At 27.7% G+C, this 19,691-nt stretch carries 19 protein-coding genes and 2 pseudogenes; 2 read left to right on the forward strand and 19 right to left on the reverse strand.

Annotation, left to right across the window (positions count from 1 at the left end; genetic code table 11):
• Positions 1-22 precede the first annotated feature (22 nt).
• A complete protein-coding gene (locus ACI48P_RS10410; protein WP_475215396.1) occupies positions 23-1,171 on the reverse strand; it encodes a THUMP domain-containing class I SAM-dependent RNA methyltransferase in 1,149 nt (382 codons plus the stop codon).
• Positions 1,172-1,184: 13 nt separating this feature from the next.
• Positions 1,185-1,991: an ATP-dependent sacrificial sulfur transferase LarE gene (larE, locus tag ACI48P_RS10415; RefSeq protein WP_475215400.1), complete on the reverse strand. Its 807-nt coding sequence runs from the start codon at positions 1,989-1,991 to the stop codon at positions 1,185-1,187.
• A 238-nt stretch (positions 1,992-2,229) separates the two neighbouring features.
• Between larE and ACI48P_RS10420 the strand changes: the two genes are divergently transcribed.
• On the forward strand, positions 2,230-2,460 hold the full coding sequence (locus tag ACI48P_RS10420) for a hypothetical protein (protein WP_475215403.1): 231 nt from the start codon (positions 2,230-2,232) through the stop codon (positions 2,458-2,460).
• 178 nt (positions 2,461-2,638) lie between these two features.
• On the opposite strand, the gene ACI48P_RS10425 is transcribed toward ACI48P_RS10420, so the two are convergent.
• On the reverse strand, positions 2,639-2,986 hold the full coding sequence (locus ACI48P_RS10425) for a four-helix bundle copper-binding protein (RefSeq protein WP_475215406.1): 348 nt from the start codon (positions 2,984-2,986) through the stop codon (positions 2,639-2,641).
• Positions 2,987-3,067: 81 nt separating this feature from the next.
• Positions 3,068-4,561, reverse strand: a complete 1,494-nt coding sequence (locus ACI48P_RS10430) for a WD40/YVTN/BNR-like repeat-containing protein (RefSeq protein ID WP_475215408.1) — start codon at positions 4,559-4,561, stop codon at positions 3,068-3,070.
• A gap of 267 nt (positions 4,562-4,828) precedes the next feature.
• Here ACI48P_RS10430 and ACI48P_RS10435 point away from each other — a divergent pair.
• Positions 4,829-5,482: pseudogene (locus tag ACI48P_RS10435) on the forward strand (DUF975 family protein); the annotation flags it as partial.
• Between the two features lie 87 nt (positions 5,483-5,569).
• Here the strand turns inward: ACI48P_RS10435 and ACI48P_RS10440 are convergent.
• The 15 genes and pseudogenes from ACI48P_RS10440 to ACI48P_RS10510 all read right to left on the reverse strand — a co-directional run bounded on the left by ACI48P_RS10440 (position 5,570) and on the right by ACI48P_RS10510 (position 19,584).
• Entirely contained in the window at positions 5,570-6,217 is a 648-nt protein-coding gene (locus ACI48P_RS10440) for an ABC-2 transporter permease (RefSeq protein ID WP_475215410.1), read from the reverse strand.
• Positions 6,210-6,746 carry an AAA family ATPase gene (locus ACI48P_RS10445; RefSeq protein WP_475215412.1) on the reverse strand — a complete coding sequence of 179 codons (537 nt, stop codon included), beginning with the start codon at positions 6,744-6,746 and terminating at the stop codon, positions 6,210-6,212. The genes ACI48P_RS10440 and ACI48P_RS10445 overlap by 8 nt, the downstream gene beginning before the upstream one ends.
• Complete coding sequence (locus ACI48P_RS10450) at positions 6,737-7,072, reverse strand: ATP-binding cassette domain-containing protein (RefSeq protein ID WP_475215413.1); 336 nt, start codon at positions 7,070-7,072, stop codon at positions 6,737-6,739. The genes ACI48P_RS10445 and ACI48P_RS10450 overlap by 10 nt, the downstream gene beginning before the upstream one ends.
• Positions 7,073-7,074: 2 nt before the next feature.
• Positions 7,075-7,449: a GntR family transcriptional regulator gene (locus ACI48P_RS10455; RefSeq protein WP_475215414.1), complete on the reverse strand. Its 375-nt coding sequence runs from the start codon at positions 7,447-7,449 to the stop codon at positions 7,075-7,077.
• A gap of 213 nt (positions 7,450-7,662) precedes the next feature.
• Positions 7,663-8,808 (reverse strand): DUF4932 domain-containing protein, encoded by a 1,146-nt coding sequence (locus ACI48P_RS10460; RefSeq protein WP_475215417.1) that lies wholly within the window; start codon positions 8,806-8,808, stop codon positions 7,663-7,665.
• Positions 8,809-8,824: 16 nt separating this feature from the next.
• On the reverse strand, positions 8,825-9,547 hold the full coding sequence (locus ACI48P_RS10465) for an alpha/beta fold hydrolase (protein ID WP_475215420.1): 723 nt from the start codon (positions 9,545-9,547) through the stop codon (positions 8,825-8,827).
• A gap of 165 nt (positions 9,548-9,712) precedes the next feature.
• Positions 9,713-10,258 carry a flavodoxin domain-containing protein gene (locus ACI48P_RS10470; protein ID WP_475215423.1) on the reverse strand — a complete coding sequence of 182 codons (546 nt, stop codon included), beginning with the start codon at positions 10,256-10,258 and terminating at the stop codon, positions 9,713-9,715.
• A 2-nt stretch (positions 10,259-10,260) separates the two neighbouring features.
• Entirely contained in the window at positions 10,261-10,872 is a 612-nt protein-coding gene (locus ACI48P_RS10475) for a beta/alpha barrel domain-containing protein (RefSeq protein WP_475215425.1), read from the reverse strand.
• Positions 10,873-11,097: 225 nt separating this feature from the next.
• A complete protein-coding gene (locus tag ACI48P_RS10480) occupies positions 11,098-11,634 on the reverse strand; it encodes a GNAT family N-acetyltransferase (RefSeq protein WP_475215427.1) in 537 nt (178 codons plus the stop codon).
• Between the two features lie 39 nt (positions 11,635-11,673).
• The gene (locus ACI48P_RS10485) at positions 11,674-12,168 is read right to left on the reverse strand and encodes a GNAT family N-acetyltransferase (RefSeq protein WP_475215430.1); all 495 of its coding nucleotides are present in this window, start codon (positions 12,166-12,168) and stop codon (positions 11,674-11,676) included.
• Positions 12,169-12,243: 75 nt separating this feature from the next.
• Positions 12,244-12,570, reverse strand: a complete 327-nt coding sequence (locus tag ACI48P_RS10490; protein ID WP_475215433.1) for a DUF2325 domain-containing protein — start codon at positions 12,568-12,570, stop codon at positions 12,244-12,246.
• Between the two features lie 240 nt (positions 12,571-12,810).
• Positions 12,811-13,122, reverse strand: a pseudogene (locus ACI48P_RS10495) (Spx/MgsR family RNA polymerase-binding regulatory protein); the annotation flags it as partial.
• 154 nt (positions 13,123-13,276) lie between these two features.
• Positions 13,277-14,575 (reverse strand): YopA family protein, encoded by a 1,299-nt coding sequence (locus tag ACI48P_RS10500; RefSeq protein WP_475215437.1) that lies wholly within the window; start codon positions 14,573-14,575, stop codon positions 13,277-13,279.
• 83 nt (positions 14,576-14,658) lie between these two features.
• Positions 14,659-15,165: a methylated-DNA--[protein]-cysteine S-methyltransferase gene (locus ACI48P_RS10505; RefSeq protein ID WP_475215440.1), complete on the reverse strand. Its 507-nt coding sequence runs from the start codon at positions 15,163-15,165 to the stop codon at positions 14,659-14,661.
• 180 nt (positions 15,166-15,345) lie between these two features.
• Positions 15,346-19,584: an acyl-CoA dehydratase activase-related protein gene (locus ACI48P_RS10510; protein ID WP_475215441.1), complete on the reverse strand. Its 4,239-nt coding sequence runs from the start codon at positions 19,582-19,584 to the stop codon at positions 15,346-15,348.
• Between the last annotated feature and the right edge of the window lie 107 nt (positions 19,585-19,691).

Below are 19,691 nucleotides of genomic sequence, written 5' to 3' on the forward strand. Positions count from 1 at the left end.
AATATCTTAAAATCTTAATATTTTAATCATTTTTTCTTGGAGGTCTTGGTCCTATATATTGATATAAGTTTGTCTTTAGCATACCGTTATATAATTTTCTTCTCTTATCAGCATCTTTACCAAACTCTGCTTCAAAATCTTCATATGAAGTTATTAAGTAGTAAGACCAAGTTTTTAACTTTCTAAATGTATAACCTAAATCTTTGTATAGTTGTTTTACCGTATCAACGTCTTCTAGTCTTTCCCCATATGGCGGGTTAGTTACTATAAATCCATACTCTTCTTTGCTTGAGAAGAACTCAGCATTTCCGTAGCTAAATTCTATATATTCGTCTACTCCTGCAATTTCTGCATTTTCACGAGCTATTTCTAAAGCTTCATCGTCTATATCAAACCCATAGATTTTAAAATCAGCATCATTATCTATTTTATCAAATGCATCTTTTCTTACATCCCACCAAATTTTCTTGTCCATAGTTCTCCACTTTTCAGATATAAACTCTCTATTAAGACCCGGTGCCATATTTATACCTTTCATAGCTGCTTCTATAAGAATAGTACCCGAACCACACATTGGATCAACAAGAGGTCTACCTGGCCTCCACGGTGTTAAAGATAAAATTGCAGCTGCTAGTGTTTCTCTTATTGGAGCTTTATTAGCTTTTTCTCTATATCCTCTTTTATGAAGAGCGTCTCCTGTTGTATCTATTGACAATGTAACCTTATCTTTGTGTATAAATACATATATTGGGTATTTTTCTTTATCTTCTTTTAATAATCCATCTTCTAAGTAACTTTTCTTTAAACTTTCAACTACAGCTTTCTTTACAATTGATTGTATATCTGGAGTTGAGTATAACTTAGATTTAATTGATGATGCTTTAGATATTGGAAATTGAGCACCATAAGGAATGTATTTTGCCCAATTGATTCTCTTAGTGTTTTCAAATAACTCATCAAAGCTTCTTGCCTCAAATTCTGCAACCTTTAAGTGAACTCTCTCTGCTGTTCTTAGCCACATATTAGCCTTAGCTATACCGTATTCATCTGTTTTATATGTAACTCTACCGTCTTCTGTTTTTATTATTTCGAATCCTAAATCCTTTATTTCTCTTGCTAACATTTTTTCAACGCCAAAGAAACATGGTGATATTAATGTATATGTCTTCATAAATTGCCTCCTACTATTTTAAGCCTTCGTTCATACTTCCCATTTTGTATCCTTCCATATCTAGGGTTACAAACTTAAAGCCTATTTCCTTTAGTTTATTATTTGTTTTTTCTAATAAGTTTTCTTCGAAGAACTTATATATTTCTTCTTTTTCAACTTCTATTCTTGCTATATTATCGTGAGCTCTAACTCTAAATTGATTAAATCCTAGCTCTACTAAATATTCTTCACTTTTTTCGATCATTCTAAGCCTATCATTTGTTATTACTGTTCCGTAAGGAATCCTTGTTGCCAAACAAGCAAAAGCAGGCTTTTTAAAAGTTTCTAAGTTCATTTCTTTTGATAAAGCTCTTATATCAGCTTTTGTAAGCCCAGCATCTTTTAGAGGACTTACTATTTCTAATTCACTAAGAGCCTTTAGTCCAGGTCTATAGTCACCTAAATCATCTAAATTAGTACCATCTACTACATACTTTATATTATTTTCTTTTGCTATCTCTTTTATTTTTGTAAATACTTCCCTTTTACAGTGATAACATCTCTGTGGTGTATTTTTTGTAAATTCATCAACCTCAAAATTATCTACATTTAATACTATATGTCTTACTGAAAATTCATTAGCATATGTACGAGCTTCTTCTATCTCTCTACTACTATGCATCATAGCATGAATTGTAACAGCTATTGCTTTATCTTGTAGGGTTTCACTTGCAACTTTAAGTAAAAAGTTACTATCAACTCCTCCAGAATATGCAATAGCAACACTTTCAAGTTCTCTAAGTCTACTTTTTAATGCTTCTAACTTATCATTAATATTCATAGCTTTCCCCCACATTTTAGTATGTATTATTTTTATTTTAATAATTAATATTTTGTTTAATCACGTTATTTCTCAATAATATGCATTATTATATTTTAACTTATTTTACTTTTTATGACAATAGTTACAATATGCGATAATACAATGGTTTATGCTTATATTTATGCCAACTTTTATTAATATAGATAATTTCCATTTTTTGTTATAAAATATTACTATCAAAAGTGGGGAGATGACAATGATGATGGATTATTCAATATTAAAAAAGTTCTTAGACTGTAATAAAAATATCAAGCTAAAATTTACTGAAGGCACAAATACTTTGAAAATTATTATTAACAGTCAAGTGATTAGTACTATTGAATTAAGTAGTAATATAATAGAAGAAAATAGCGAACTTATCTATAATGCTATTATTAACTTAGATAATATCACAATGTACATACCAAAGATATATACTAAGAAATAAATGATAATAATATAAAATCATACTTTATTTATTCAAGTTATTATAATGTTTTAACATGAATTATATAAGCATATTCATAATAATAAACAATATCTTTTACACATTAAAAGGTAGATAGTCAATTAACTATCTACCTTTTAATATTTTCTGCTTATTTAGAACGTATGCTTAATTATAGCTACTTACTCATATTTTTACATTCTTGTGCACATTGACGGCATATATCTGCACATTTTTGACAATGCTCATCTTTGAACATTCCACATTCTTGGGCACAAGCTTCACATATTTCTGCACACTCTTGACAAACATGCTTTGCGTGTTCACTATTTCTAACCATATATTTAGTAGCTAAGCAGCAAATATCTATACAGTCTTGAAGAATTTGAATACACTTTATTCTTGATGCTACATCTTCTTCTTTTAAACATAAAGAAAGACATTCTTCGCAAGCTTGTGTACATTTCACACAAATATCAATACAATTTTGCATATTTTCATTCCCTACATTTCCTACTATACCCATAAGTAATACCTCCAAGATTCTAATTTACTTCCTCTTTTAGTATTACTCATTTTTTATATTTTATGACATTGGTATACTTATTTAATTTAAATTAGGATTTTTAACTTCTTTTATATATTTCCACGTTTTCCCTTTGTCATTAGACTGATAAAGTGCCTTACTATCACCATTGTAATCCCCATCATTACCTTGACCAACTAACATATTGAGAAATCCACTTTCTTCATATGGTAAGTCTGGAAAATCAAAAGGTGTAAATGATGCTCCATTATCTAGTTTAACTTCATAAGGTGCATAATTTATATAATAAAAAGTCTTACCACCATCGTTTGTTCGGTATAGTTCTCCATTAGCTCCACCATTTCTAGAAGCTACCAAAAATCCAAGCTTTTCATTTATGAAAGTAATGCCACACGCCTCACCTATTGCACCCCCAAATGGATCTTCATTTATTACTTCCCACGTTTTTCCACCATCAAACGTCTTGCTCATAGAGTAAAATCTACTTCCTAATGCATAATCTACGTCATCTAATCTATAGCCAATCTCTTTAGATAAATAATACTCTTTCTTCCTTGTACCATCTTCCTTTTTATTATGGAAGCCATCCTCCTCTTCAATGATTTCTGAATCATTAAAAATTCCATAAGTCATTAAGTTATATCTAGCTGGTATTATTTCTTCTTTTCCTGGAGCAAATATAGATACTGTATATCCGATTATTTCATGACTAATTGTCAATGTAGGGTTATTTTTTATTACTTCATCTAATGGATATTCTTCTCCAGAGCTATCAATATAAACAATACCATCAGAATTGTATCCAAAGCTTCTCTTTCCAAAATAAGCTAATCCATATTTACTTTGGCCCAACTTATTAACCAAGTCCTTAAATTTAATCGCATCAACTGTCTGAACTAATGGCTCTACTAGCTTATTTTCATCATAATCAGCATTTATATAACCGTTAAATATCAACCTTATGTCTTTCGACTTATTTTTACCATAAACAATTAAACAACTTTCATCTTTTCCATCTTTATCTTTTCCATAAACAAATGTTTCAAAAGATGTAATGGTGCCATCAGAATTAAATTCAAGTTCAAAATTATCTGACATATATAAGTTTTCTGGTAATGTATATTTTTTATTTATATCATTAAAGATGCCTTCTACCCCATTCTCATATATATTATTATTTATAAACTCTACTTTTCTCTCATTCTTCAACCGTTGAATCACCCAAGCAAGTTTTCCACCATAGTTTGTTCCACTCTTATATATACTTATACCATATATGGATGTTATCGTAATAATAATTACTATAGAAATTAATACCCTTACCTTTGAGTCTTTTGCTTTTTCAAAATCCAATTCTTTATTTCTTGATTTTTTAATATAAGTATAAATAATAATAAACACAATAAATATAAAAGATAATAATAAAATATAAATATTATTATTAATCCTACCATACCTACATAATGAAGCTAATTCATAGCAAAATAACCAGTATCCAAACATTAATAAGGGATTGGTTATTAAAGATTTCAAAATCTTTTTTAAATTCTCCATAAATATAATTCACCTCAAATCCAAGTTATTACTTTATTCTAATAAAAAGTATACTTTATTTTCTTTATAATTTATATAATTGTACTAAATATATAAATTATACTAAGAAAAAAATGTTTCCTTTTAACATGATCTTTCTAATACTTACTACTCTTTAATACATATTTTATAATAATTAGTATGTAAAATAATTTTATGATATAATACTTGTAATATTTTTATTAGGAGGTATTATGAAAAGTTTTAAGGAAATAAAGAAAAACATCTAGAGATCAGTTAAAAAATAGTTGGAAAATGCCTGTACTATTTAGTTTGATATTTCTGCTACTGACAAAAATTGATAACTCACTATCAAACGGTAGCTTAGTAATAACTTTAAGTACATTAGTTCTTTCTTTCTATATTACTAAAATAACAATAAACATTGCAATGGATAATAAAGATGGTAGCATCAAAGTTCCTGCAAGACATATGCTTAGAACTATTGGTTTAGGATTAATATATGCTATTCTTTACTTTATAATAAATATACTTTCTTTATTAGGATTAGGCTATTTACTATCAACTACTATATCAAGCGGTATTATCATGGTAGTTTCTACTATTGTAGCTATATTAATGATGATAGCTTTATTATTTGTTGATATTCTTGCTATTTCTTATGTTTCTTTTGCTACATATCTTATATATAGCAAAGACTATAAAATTCTTGAATCTCTAAAACTAGTATTTAAATATTTAAAAGGAAATTTCATAAAAACTGCTTTATTAGTAATAACATTTGTTCCTTGGATTCTATTAGGTGTGATTACCCTTGGTATAGGATTTGCTTATGTAATGCCTTACTTAGAAATTGTATTTACTAATTATTGTATAGAACTAGAAGAAAATATTGAAAATGGTCAACCGTGCTTAGCATAATATTTCTTTTCTTTCTTATTAGTAATAGAATAATATATTACTAAATTTACTTTATACTAAAAAAACACCTTATTAGGTGTTTTTTATTTATATGCTCTTTTTAAAATAAATGCTCTTAGCTACATTGTATGAGATTAAAAGTACTATTATATTTAATACTGATAGTATTAGTGGTATTCCTAAATTATTAATATATCTTAATATATTTGCCATACCTTCTACTTCAACTATATCATTAACTATAAATCCAGGTATCATTATTATTCCAAACATTACAAAAGTTGAAATAAATCTTCCTTTAACTATTCCTAGTTTTAATATCATTGGTATTGAAACGCTTAGCAATAATACAGAAGATGTTATACCTACTAATAACATGAGTTTAAAGTTTAGATTTTCAGTATTTGTTATACCTAATGCTGATGAAAGTTTAAATGTTATTGCAAATACAACAATACCTAACAATATGTTTAAAATGCCTAAAAAATATCTTGATATTACATACTCTTTTCTCGTAACAGGTAGATAACCAATTAATTTATTTATCTCATACATATCTTCATATGCCATAACTTGATATACTGTAGAATACACAACTATACCTATTAACATATTTAAAAATGTTGTATCATACATTGATATTGCTGTAAAAATTAATATTGTTAATAACAGTATTTTTTTTACTGAATTCAAATTACTATAACTCATTTTAACTAAATTAATTATATTACTCATTTCTTTTCCCCCTAGTATAGAAAGTTAATATTTCCTCTAAATTAGGCTTATCATAAATAACTTCTTCTCCAAATAAGTCATAAGCCTTCTTTTTACTATCTACTAATCCTTCGAAACCAAATGAATTTTTTGAAACGCTTATAAATACACTTTTAGTGTCCTTGCTTAGTAATTCATTTTTACCTTTAACAATACAGTGTTTTTCTATTATACTGTCTTTTTCTCCAGACAAGACAATTTTACCTTTGTATATAAATACTAGATAATCTCCTACTTTTTCCAAGTCAGTTGTAATATGAGTAGAATAAAAAACTGTTGCTTCATCTTTTTCAATAGTTTCTTGAATTATTTCTAAAAACTCATTCCTAACTAATGGATCTAGGTTTGCTGTTGGTTCATCCATAATTATTAGTTTTGGATGATGAGAGAGTGCCATTATAAGTTCAAATTTCTTTTGCTGTCCTTTAGAAATTTCTTTATATATTTTGCTTTCATTTAATCCAAATTGATTCATATATTTTATATACAATTTTTCATCCCAATTTTTATAAAATCTCGATATTGATTTTTTATATCTTTTAATTTAGCCTCATGTAAATATCCTGGCACATCTCCAACATATCCAATAACCTCTTTTATCGATAAGTCATCTCTATGATAGTCCTTTCCAAATATCTTAATAGCCCCACTATCTTTAGACAACATATCCATAATTATTCTTATAGTCGTAGTTTTACCTGAACCATTCGGTCCTATAAACCCTGTAACATAGCCTTTTTTTATATTTAATTCATCTATATCTAATTTAAAACTATCAATAGTTTTACTAAGCTTTTTAATTTCAACCGCGTTCATAATTAAACCTCCTCATATATACTTTTAAATATCTCTAGCCCCTCATCTAAAGTTATCCCTACTGATTTTGCTTGCTTTATAATTTCTTCTAATTTACTTTCAATTTCATACATCGCAGCTTCTTTTAATCTTTCTGTATTGTGCTGACCTACAAAAGTTCCTCTTCCTGGTACTGTTTGAAGATAACCTTCTTTTTCAAGATCTTCATATGCTCTTTTTGTTGTTATTATACTAACCTTAAGTTCTTTAGCTAAGGCTCTTATTGATGGCAATGGACTTCCTGGGCTTAAATCACCATTTAATATTTGTGATTTAATTTGATTCTCTATTTGTTCATACAGTGCCACAGGTGATGAATTACTGATTATTATGTTCAATTTGTCACCTCTTTCATTTTCACTGTGTATATTTGTATATACACTGTATATATTATCTATATACACATAGTAACACTTTAGTTACTACTTATCAATAATTTTTTAATAATTATAAAATTTATTTTAGTTATTTTTTTTAGCAACTAAACATTATCATTACTATGCAAAAAAACACCCATATGGGTGTTTAATTAATATATATACCTAATATTTCTATATTTTTTCTTTTAATATTTTTAGTATTTCTGGATAAAATTCTTCAAAAGTTTTATACTTATCTCTATTTGGCTCGTACTCATTTTTAAGAAGCTCTATAATATCCTCTTCATATATAAAACTATTAGATTGGTCCTTTTTTAGATACTCATCAGCTTCTTTTTCACTTCCATAAATTTCTGTAATTCTAACAACTACCGACCTTACTATGTGTTCATTTAAAGAATTATCCCATGTGTTGTACGCTTGCTTATCCATAACTTCTTTTATAGGCTCGAATAGTTTTTCATATTTATTAACTTCATCAATATTTTCATCAGTTAAATAATTTACAAATGAGTGACCAAATTCATGTCTAACAATATACTTAAAGTAAGCTTCGTCATTAAATATTGGTGAATCACCTTCTATTCCACTAGAACCTAGTATTGCAAACAAATCATAACTTCCATCTAGGTTTTGTATTTTGGGTCCATAATTATTAGCGTAAAGCATACCATTTAATACTATATTAAATCCATTTTGTTTTTTACCGTAATAATCTTGTACTTGATTTACATAATCTATATCTTCTAATCCACTAATTGTATTATCAATAACATTATTATAATAATCTAAGTGGTCATTGTAGAAATCATAAAAATTAGTATCTTTACAAAAATCATTTAATGCCTCTACAAATTTCAAGAAATTTTTTTCGCCACCAGCTCTTTGCATACATACAGTGTATACTAAATCACTTTTATCTACATCATCTCTTAATACTAGATTTGGTGTATTAGTTAAAAACAACATACTTGTAGGAGGAGCATCATAACCAAATCCCCTATTGTACATTGATTTAAAAAACTTTACTGCTTTATGATTTTTATATTCACCAAAATATTCTTCTACATCTTTCTTATAAGTTAGTTCACCTGGCACTATACTGGTTGTAGCTTCATTATATTCTGGACATAAGTATATTATAACTGACAAAAGCTCTATTCTTGGATCTACTATCATGTTTATTTCATTAAATTTTTTAACAATTTGTTCATTTTCTTTTATTTCTTCATTTTCTACATTACTACTTGTAGTACAACCTGTTGTGATAAATATCACTAAGCATAAGAATACCCAAATAAACCTACTTTTTTTCATTTTAACCCCCTATTTTCTATTCACATAAAAACTCACTAATAATCTTTACAACATTATCAAAGTCGCATGTAAAAATATCATGACTAGCATTTTCTAGTGATTCAACTCTAATACTCTTACTTCCTAAGTAATTCACATAATTAATTAATTCTTCTTTACTCAATAATGCACCTTCTAATTCCCCCCTTATAATTAGAGATTTACATTTAATTTGCTTTAAATCTTCTTTAAAATCAACATCCTTAGATTCTAACTCTATCCTTTTCAAAACTTCATAATTTATAGAGATATCACTACAAAATTTATTGTAAAAATCCATACTTTCTTTTGCCCATCCATTAGGCATTTTTTTATGAATTGCAGGATACTCTCCTATTATTAAGCTACTAACCTTATCAGGAAATAAAATAACATATCCTAATACATAAGATACGCCTCTTGAATATCCCATCATAGAAAACTTTTCTAGTCCTAACTCTCCTACTACTGCACTAATATCTTCAATATGATTTTCTAAGCTATAGCCATTATATGGTTTGTCACTTTTGCCTCTTCCTCTAAAAGAAAGAGAAATTACTCTTCTATCATTTATAGTTTCTAAAATTTTAATATAATCCTCGCAACACTCTGATAATCCAGGGCAAATTACTAATGTGTCTTTCTTTGAATCGATAATACAATTATCCATATAGTGTATATTTATATTATTATTTTTAGCATAGTTTTCCACTATTTTCATTTCATCAGTCCTTCATTATATATTCTAATCTGTTTTTCTTATATGTAAAAAAAGGGCTTTAATAAACTAGCCCTAATTAAAACTTATAAATTTAATTACTTTGTCAAACTCCTTACATCTTTATTAACGTTACTAACATTCCACTTTGTCTTACTCGATTTGTATCTATATATTTCTTACATAGTCTACTAAAGGTATAATTGTTGATTTATCAGTAAAATCTACAACACCACCATAAGTAGCTAGCATTTCCTTATCTTCATTTCTTAGGCTATTATAATCTTTTTTACTTAACATATTCTTTAACATTGCCATCATTGTTTTATGAACGAAATTAAGCTTACTATAATCTATTCCACCTCTCAAATGAAAAATTTCCATACTTTTCCTCATTTCAAATGTAAATATTTTACTAAGTCCACTACATATCCCTTCTACATTTGATTCATCATTAGGATCTGCAAGACCACAAGTAAATAATATGATATTCTTGTTTTCTAACTTATCAAAGTTCTTAGAAATTAATGATACCCCACTTACTCCTCCAGCGTACAATCCCCCACCATATACAACTGTTTTATAATTATATAAATCATTTACATTAAATTCTTTCTTTTCATACAAATCAGCATTTAAATCTTCACTAATCCATGTAGCATATTTTTTTGTACAGCCGTATTTTGATTCATATATTACAACAATATCTTTCAATATTATCTTCCTCCATTAAATACATCCATTAACTTTTTGGCTCTATTTTCGATTTCTTTTAAATCGTCTACTTCTAGTAAATACCTACCTACTACTACACATTCTGCACCCTGATTATACCAATCTTTGATATTGTCAATATCTATTCCACCTGAAGGAATTATATTGACAAATTTTATGGTAGAGTTAATAATTGAAATGTACTTAGGGTTTAGCATCTCAGCAGGATATAGTTTTATTGTGTTGTTACCTTTTTTTCTAGCTGCGTTTACTTCTGATAAAGTCATACAACCTGGTATATAAATTAAATCATCTATATTTTCACATACCATATCAATATAATCATCACTATATGGAGTAGTAATGTAATTCACACCAATTTCTATTAACTCTTGAGCTATAAATGTATCTGGTATCTCTGCTACCCCTATCAAAATATTTGGATACAGCTCCTTAACTTTTTTAACCACGTATGAAATCTTAGGTGTAGCATAATTTATTTCTACGCCATGTATGCCACCTCTTACACATGCACTTACATAATCAATTGCTTTTTCAGAATCTTTAGTTGTAATAGCAGCTACTACTCCTATATCCTTAAGTTTTTTTATCATAAGTTATCCCCCCTTTAAACTTACTATTATATATATATTTCTATAATTTTTGACTAAAACCTCCTATTTATTAACTAAATAAAATCATTCTATTTAGTTTTGTTAAAATACCTTTTTCTGTTCCCTCAACAAGTATATTACATAAAAAATACCAACATGCAGATTTATTTATCCACTTTGTTGGTATTTTTAAGTAACTCTTAATGTTATGTGCTAAAGTGAAGACTAATCTATATATAAGCCCATTGGTACTGTATTGTAATATGTCCCATTTACACAAATATCTTTCATAAGTAAGCCTTCCTTCTTAAATCCACATTTTTCGTACAAATTAATTCCTCTTTCATTATCTTCTCTTACCAGAAGGTTTATCTTTTTAGTTATTTTATTAGACTTTGCCCACACTATTAAATAATCCATTAGCTCTGTACCAAGTCCCATACCCCAGTATTTTTCTCTTATGCTTATTCCTAATGTTCCATTATGTTTCATTCTTTCCTTAGAAAGAGAATTTATTGATGCAATGCTTATTATTTCATTATTAACTGTGGCTACTATAATTTTACTATTGCCCATACTATTTGACTTTTCAATATAATCTTCCTCTGATTCAACACTTATTTTAAATTCACCTTTTCCAAAGGTCAAAAAATCACTTTCTCCACCAATTATATTCAAATAATCTATCATCGCTTTTGCATCTTCTTTATTTGCACTTCTAATTATTATTACTTCCCCATTTTTTAGCTTTATCTCCTTCATATTAATTCCTCCCCTAATTATAAATCTAATATCCATAAACTATTTAATTAAGTATCTATAAATTACCCCTTCTTCACCTGATGGATGATTAAATTTTTCAAATCCCATTTTTTCAAATACATTCCTAGATTTTAAATTTTCTTTATGTACTTCTCCTATTATATATTTAGCATCCAATATTTTTCTAGAATAATCTATAAATCCTTTACATATCTCTTTAGCATAGCCATAGCTCCAGTGTTTTCTTCTCAGTCTAAAACCTATTTCAAACTCACCTTTTTTGTCAGTTTCAACTATAAATGCCATCCCGATTTTTTCCTTATAAACTTTTCGTTCAACACAAAATGCTCCGCTATCAATTAATCTAGTATATTGATTAATCCACTTACTGAGTACTTCTATACATTCATCGTAAGACATAGAGTCCCATCCATTAAACTTTATACATTCTGGATTATTATTAATATCATATATTAGATCTATATCATCATTACTAAACTTCCTAATAATAAGTCTATCAGTTTCAAATATCATAATTTACCCCCATAGAAATAACTATATTTTATATGGTAGCATTAAAAAACTTATCTAACTATAATTATATTAATATTAACTGATTTTATTTATATACTTACACTTTCTACAGTCTCCACAGCACTCCCCTAATTTATTTAGACAGTCTTCAAAAGCACTTATACTACTATTATGTACCTTAATAAGAGGTATTCTCTTTCTTCTAGCATCTTTAACTGCAGTCTCTGCCATACTATGGGATATTGTTGACATAAACAACACTATTGCATCTGGATTACCAATACGCTTTTTTAATCCTGATGGCATTGTAGTATAAATTTTAGGTTTATACCCCCTTTCTTTCACCATCAATTTATAAGCTTTCTCCATTCCCTCATGACCACCAAGTATTAAAATACTCATAACTTTGCCCCTTTCATAAAACTATATTCATCTTGCTTCAAATAGTCAATCCGCTACATGATCAAATTAACTACTCACATCTTTCAGTAAATGATATTCATTATCATCATGTTTTAATACTATCAGAATTGATATTCATTATCAATATTTAGATTTAATATTAAATCTAATAGTTTATAATATGTTTATAAATAAAAAAAGATATCTAGGTTTATACTAAATATCTTTTTCTCTATGTTATTATAATAAATTTTCTTTCCACTGATCTTCTTTAAATCCAATTACTACATTTTTACCATCAAAAGCAATAGGTCTCTTTATTAACATACCATCACTTGCAAGTAACTCAAGAAGCTTCTCATCAGATTCATTTTTTACAACATCTTTAAGTCCAAGCTCTTTATATCTTACTCCACTAGTATTAAAGAACTTCTTTAACTCTAATCCACTTACTTTATACATATTTTCAAGTTCCTCTTTGCTAGGAGGATTCTTCACTATTTCTATATCTTCAAAATCTAAATTATTGTCTTTAAGCCAAGCCTTGGCCTTTCTAACGCTTGATCACTTATTATATCCGTATAGTTTTATCATATATATAATGTCCTTTCCATCAATCCTTTATATAATGTATATACCCATTAATATGTATTTTAACCATGTTCCAAATAATCTATCTAACTAATAATAGTAATTATATTTAAATTTAAATCACACTCCAGGGAACTACATCGACTTCACCAAACCATCTTTCCTTTAGTCTGTTAGAGTACTCTCCTTTGTATCCTATTAATGATAGTAAAACAAGTTCAATATATCTTGTACCTATTTGAATAATGTTCCACATATCCTCAACCTCAAGATGTGCTCTGTGTCCCTTTCTACTTGGATGAACTATTTTATTTCTATAATAGATTACTAAGTCTATACCATCATCAAATTTATTTTTTATATTATTGTCAAATATATTTAACTCGTCTTTACCATAAGGAATTTTACAAATTGAAAGTAGCAGTCTAATATTTTTAGATGCTAGATTCCTATCAAACTCTTCATCAGTAATAAGTTTTGATTGCTCTACTAAGACCACATATGATAGAGCCTCAAGCGCAACTTGAATAGAAATGATATTGTTTTCCAATGTTAAATGACCTAAACTTTCGATATACCAATCAATAATATTTTTTATCGCTGGTCCGTAATAACCATCTTCTAACTTTTTACACATTAATGACATATACTTTTCAATATTATGATAGTTTGCCAATGTATCTGTCCAAGTAGGCACAAACTTAAATGGAGTTATAATATTTTCTCTCCAAAGCCTAAAAACATTTACACTATTGTTATAGCCTTTAGCCACACAAATATCAACATATCTTCCGCACATAAAGCTAAGTGACGCAGCTATTCTATCTAATAAGTTATTAATACTCCTGGTCTTAAATAAACTATTATCTCTTTTTGTTATCCTACCAACATGTGTGATAATAGTACCTGCATTAGCTCTTAAATCATCTTTTAATTCTTTTCTATAATCATACCTTTTATCTATAGTAACAGTAAATTCATTAATATCAAATTGGATTCTTCCAGCAAACAACTTATCCTGGTGTTTTATTAATTTTCCAGGAAACTTGTCTAAATTTATTATTTGGAAGTCAACATAATCAACATAGGCGTTTTTGGATTTTATAAAACTATCATTAACATAACCCAATATTTTATCATCACCTATTGTATGTATAGTTATCGACATGGGCTTATAACCATATACCTCCAAAATTGCATCATCATAATCTAAGGCTAGATCCATTTCTTCAGCTGATAATATCTCCGCTTTAAAATTTATAGATGTTGGAGGTGTCATTTTATAAATTAATTTACCACTACATTTATACTTTTTATCTAAATAAATTATAAATTTACCTTCATAAATACTTATATTCTCGTCCATTTTATAGTCTACATACTCTGAGAATATAGCATTTTCAACTACCTTCATAACTAGCCCACCTTTTCTATATAATACTATATCATTATATCATAACACGCATGTATATATGAGAAAATTTAGATAATATTATTTTAATTTGTTACAGATTTTTCTAAGCTTATAAGTATCTCTTTCAAATTAGTATGACTTCCCATATATCCACCTAATTTATTATTCTTACTAACTACTCTATGGCATGGAACAATAACTGGAATAGAATTACTTTTACAAGCTTGTCCTATAGCCCTTACTGCTTTTTCATTATTAATAGCTTTTGCTATATCACTATATGTTCTTACTTCTCCATAAGGAATTTCTAACATAGCATTGTAAACAGCTTTTTGAAATTCGGTTCCACTTAGCTCAAAATCTATACTAAATTTTTTTGTTTTACCTTCAAAATAGTCCTTTAATTGAGTAATAATAGATTCTAATTTTTTTTCATCTTGCATTAATTCCCTACCATATTTCTTTATATAAACTTTACAATTTTCATCAAAGTTTTCTTTTCCTATGTCTATACTAACAACTTTATTATTATTGACAATAATATATAAATCCCCTATTGATGATTTTAATATATCATAATATAAATTCATTTTTATCTCCTTATTATATTAAAAGTAAAAAACTATTATTTTCAAGCATAATAATTAAATATTAATTAACATTTGTAAACTAGACTTATATAAAATCAAGCTATTAAGAGCTATTAAAATGCTTTTTATTCATTATAATAGCTCTTCTTATTTTACCATTATCAAGGGTAAAAATATACCTTACATATTTTTAAATGCCTTAGATAACATTAATTTTATTCTATTTAGTTGGTTAACTTCACTAGCAGAAGGATCATAATCTATTGGTATTATATTTGCCTTACTATAAAGTCTTTTAAGTTCTTTAATAGATCCTTTACCAATAATGTGATTTGGTAAACATCCAAAAGGTTGCATACATACAATATTTTCTACTCCATCTTCTATTAACTCAATCATTTCACCTGTTAATAGCCAACCTTCCCCTGTTTGATTCCCTATTGAAACAACTGGCGCTGTATTTTTAGCTAATTCTTTTATATCCTTCGGAGCAAAAAATCTTTTACTTTTTTTAAGCTCCTTTTTATAACTTCTTTGATATACTCTTGTTAAAAATATAAAAACATCACTAATAATTTTACTTGTGAATTTACCATCTAAGTACTTATACTTATAAATACTATTTACAGAACAACTTAAAAAGAAGTTTACTAAATCAGGAACTACAGCTTCAGCGCCTTCATTTTCAATAATATCTACTAAGTTGTTATTTGCAACTGGATGGAATTTCACTAATATTTCTCCTACTAATCCTACTTTAGGTTTCTTTACATCATTTATTTCAAAATCATCAAAATCTCTAATTATATTTTTAATATTTTTAATAAAGGTATGGATTTTTGGTTTTTCAAGAGAGTCAACACATCTATTTACCCAATTATTATAAAGTTCATTTGCACTTCCTTTAATTTTCTCATAAGGTCTTACCCTATAAAGAACTTTCATTAGTAAATCTCCATAAATAGCACCTATAAATAGTCTATTTATTAATTTTAATGATATATTATCCATTAATCCGTTATTTTCTATTCCATTTACACTTAATGATATAACAGGAATATCTTTAAAACCAGCGTCATATAGAGCTTTCCTTAAAAATCCAATATAGTTCGTTGCTCTACATCCTCCTCCTGTTTGTGTTATAGTTACTGATGTGTTATTTAAATCATACTTTCCTGATTTTAAGGCTTTAATTATTTGACCAATAACAATTATAGCTGGATAACATGCATCGTTATTTACATATCTTAACCCTTCATCAATAATACTTTTATCATTATCATTAAGTACTACAATATCTATACCACTTAAGTTTACTGCTTTTTCTATAAACTGAAAATGTATCGGTGACATTTGTGGAGCAAGTATTGTATGATTTTTTGATATTTTTATATTTTTTTCATAATCAATTTTTTTATCATCAATATTAGCTACATCAATATTTTTATTACATCTTTCTTTCATAGCTGCTTTTAGTGATCTTAATCTTATCTTAGCTGCACCTAGATTATTACCTTCATCGATTTTTATAACTGTGTATATTTTAGATTTTTTATTTAGAATTTCTTGCACTTGGTCAACTGTAACAGCATCTAATCCACATCCAAATGAGTTTAACTGAACAAGTTCTATATCATTTCTTTCTTTGACAAAACTTGCAGCTTTATATAAACGTGAATGATATACCCATTGATCAACTACTCTTAATGGTCTTTGCAAATTTCCTAAATGACAAATAGAATCTTCTGTTAGAACTGCCATGTCTAGCTGATTTATTGCCTCTGGAATACCATGATTAATTTCAGGGTCAAGATGATAAGGTCTTCCACATAATACTATCCCTTTTACGTTATCTTTTTCCATCTTTTTTAAAGCTTCTTCTCCAACTCTTTTTATATCTTCTTTAAAAGACTCTTGTGCCTCAAATGCTTTATTTATTGCATCTTCAACTTCCTTTTTAGTAATTCCATTATAGTAATTACTTAATTCTTTCAATAAAATATTACACAGTGTCTTCTTATTATTAAAACTAATAAAAGGATTTATATAGTTAGTTTTATTTTTCCTAATTTCTTCTACGTTATTTTTAATTACTTCTGAATAGGAAATTACAACAGGACAATTATAATTATTATCAGCACTTCTATCTTCCATTTTTTCGTTGGTAACACTTGGATAAAAAATAGTCTTAATATCTTTATCAATTAAATTTTGTATATGTCCGTGAACTATTTTACCTGGGTAGCAGACTGTTTCAGATGATATACTGTTTATTCCATTTTCAAATAATTCTTTTGATGACCTGTCTGATAATACTACTCTTATACCTAATTCAGTAAAAAATGTATGCCAGAAAGGATAATCCTCATAAATGTTCAATACTCTTGGTATACCTATACACCCTCTAGTCGCTTTTTCTGAACTTAAAGACTTATAGCTAAATAGCTTCTTATATTTATATTTGAATAGATTTATTGGATGTTTAATTTCATGCTTATGATGTTTATCATATATATTTTCTCCTTTTTCACATCTATTTCCTGATATATACAACTCTTCATCAGAAAATTCATTAATCGTTAATAAACAACTATTAGAACATCCTATACATCTTTTAACATCAGAAGCAAGTTTTATATTGTTTAGCTCATCATTATTTAATAATGATGTTTCATAATCTTCTTTATAGTTTTCTTTTGCAATAATAGCTGCACCAAACGCCCCCATAAGTCCTGAAATGCTTGGTCTAATAACTTCTTTTTCTATTAGCTTTTCAAAACTCCTAAGTACTAAGTCATTATAAAAAGTACCACCTTGAACTACTATATTTTCACCTAGTTCATTTATATCTCTTACTTTTATAACTTTAAATAATGCATTTTTTATTACAGAGTATGATAATCCTGCTGATATATCAGCTACAGTTGCACCTTCCTTCTGTGCTTGCTTTACCCTAGAATTCATAAATACAGTACATCTAGAACCTAAATCCACAGGCCTCTTAGCATAAGTACCACTCTTTGCAAAATCACTAATATTCATAGATAATGAATTGGCAAAGGTCTCTAAAAAAGAACCACAACCTGACGAACAAGCTTCATTTAATATAATGCTGTCTATTACACCATCTTTAATTTTTAGACACTTCATATCTTGCCCACCTATGTCTAGTATAAAATTAACGTCTTTATTAAAAAACTTAGCCCCTTTATAGTGGGCTATTGTTTCTATCTCACCATAATCAACTTTTAATGCTTTTTTAATAAGACCTTCTCCATAACCTGTAACTGTTGAAGATACTATTTTACAATCACTTGGCAAAAGATTATATATATCATGCATTACTCGAATGGTAGTATCAAGGGGACTCCCCTCGTTACTATTATAAAATTCATATAAAATTTCACCATAGTCATCTATTAAAACAGCCTTTGTAGTAGTTGACCCTGCATCTATACCTAGGTAACAATTTCCACTGTGAGTTTTTATATCCTTAATTACTATTTTATTTTTCTCATGTCTTTTAGTAAAAGTATTATATTCTTCCTCATTATTAAATAGTGGTTCTAATACATTGCTATTATCACCAACATCTTCAATATTTTCTATCTTGCTGACAAGTTCTTTAATACTAACTGGCTCTTCTTCTTTTGATAACAGACTTGCTCCTATAGCAATATATAGTTGGGCATTTGGGGGAAATATTATGTTTTCTTCTTTTAGTTTTAAATTTCTAATAAAAGCTTCTCTAAGCTGTGATAAAAAGTAAAGTGGCCCCCCTAAGAAAGCAACATTTCCCTCTATTTTTCTCCCACAAGCTAAAACACTTACAGTTTGAACAACTACTGCATTGAAAATACTCATTGCTACATCTTCTTTTCTTGCTCCGTCATTTAAAAGAGGTTGTATATCAGTTTTCGCAAAAACTCCACATCTAGATGCTATTGGATATGTTACTTTATAAGATTTAGCCATTTCATTAAGACCCATTGCATCCGTTTTCAAAAGCGATGCCATCTGGTCAATAAATGCCCCAGTTCCTCCTGCACATATACCATTCATTCTTTGGTCTATTCCTCCACTTAGATAGGTAATCTTTGCATCTTCTCCTCCGAGCTCTATTACAACATCTGTGTTAGGATTGTAAAACTCTATTGCCTTTGTACTTGATATAACTTCTTGAACAAATTTAACTCCTAATTTTCGAGAAATATCTATTCCTCCAGATCCTGTAATTACAATGGTTATATCTTCACTTTTAATTTCTTTATATATATTTTGTAAAACTTCTTTAACTGATTTTTTTACATCTGAAAAATGTCTCTTATATTCTTTATAAATAATTTCATTATTATTTATAACCACACCTTTGACTGTTGTAGAACCTACATCTATACCTATATGAAATAATTGCTTCATCTTATCCCCCCACATTATATGGACCATAAACTAAAGTAATACTATTATTAAATCTATGAATTAGAACTCTAATTTATGAAATTAGACAAGTTTAATAGCAATTTTAT

It is taken from the genome of Romboutsia sp. LXY-2, assembly GCF_056171995.1.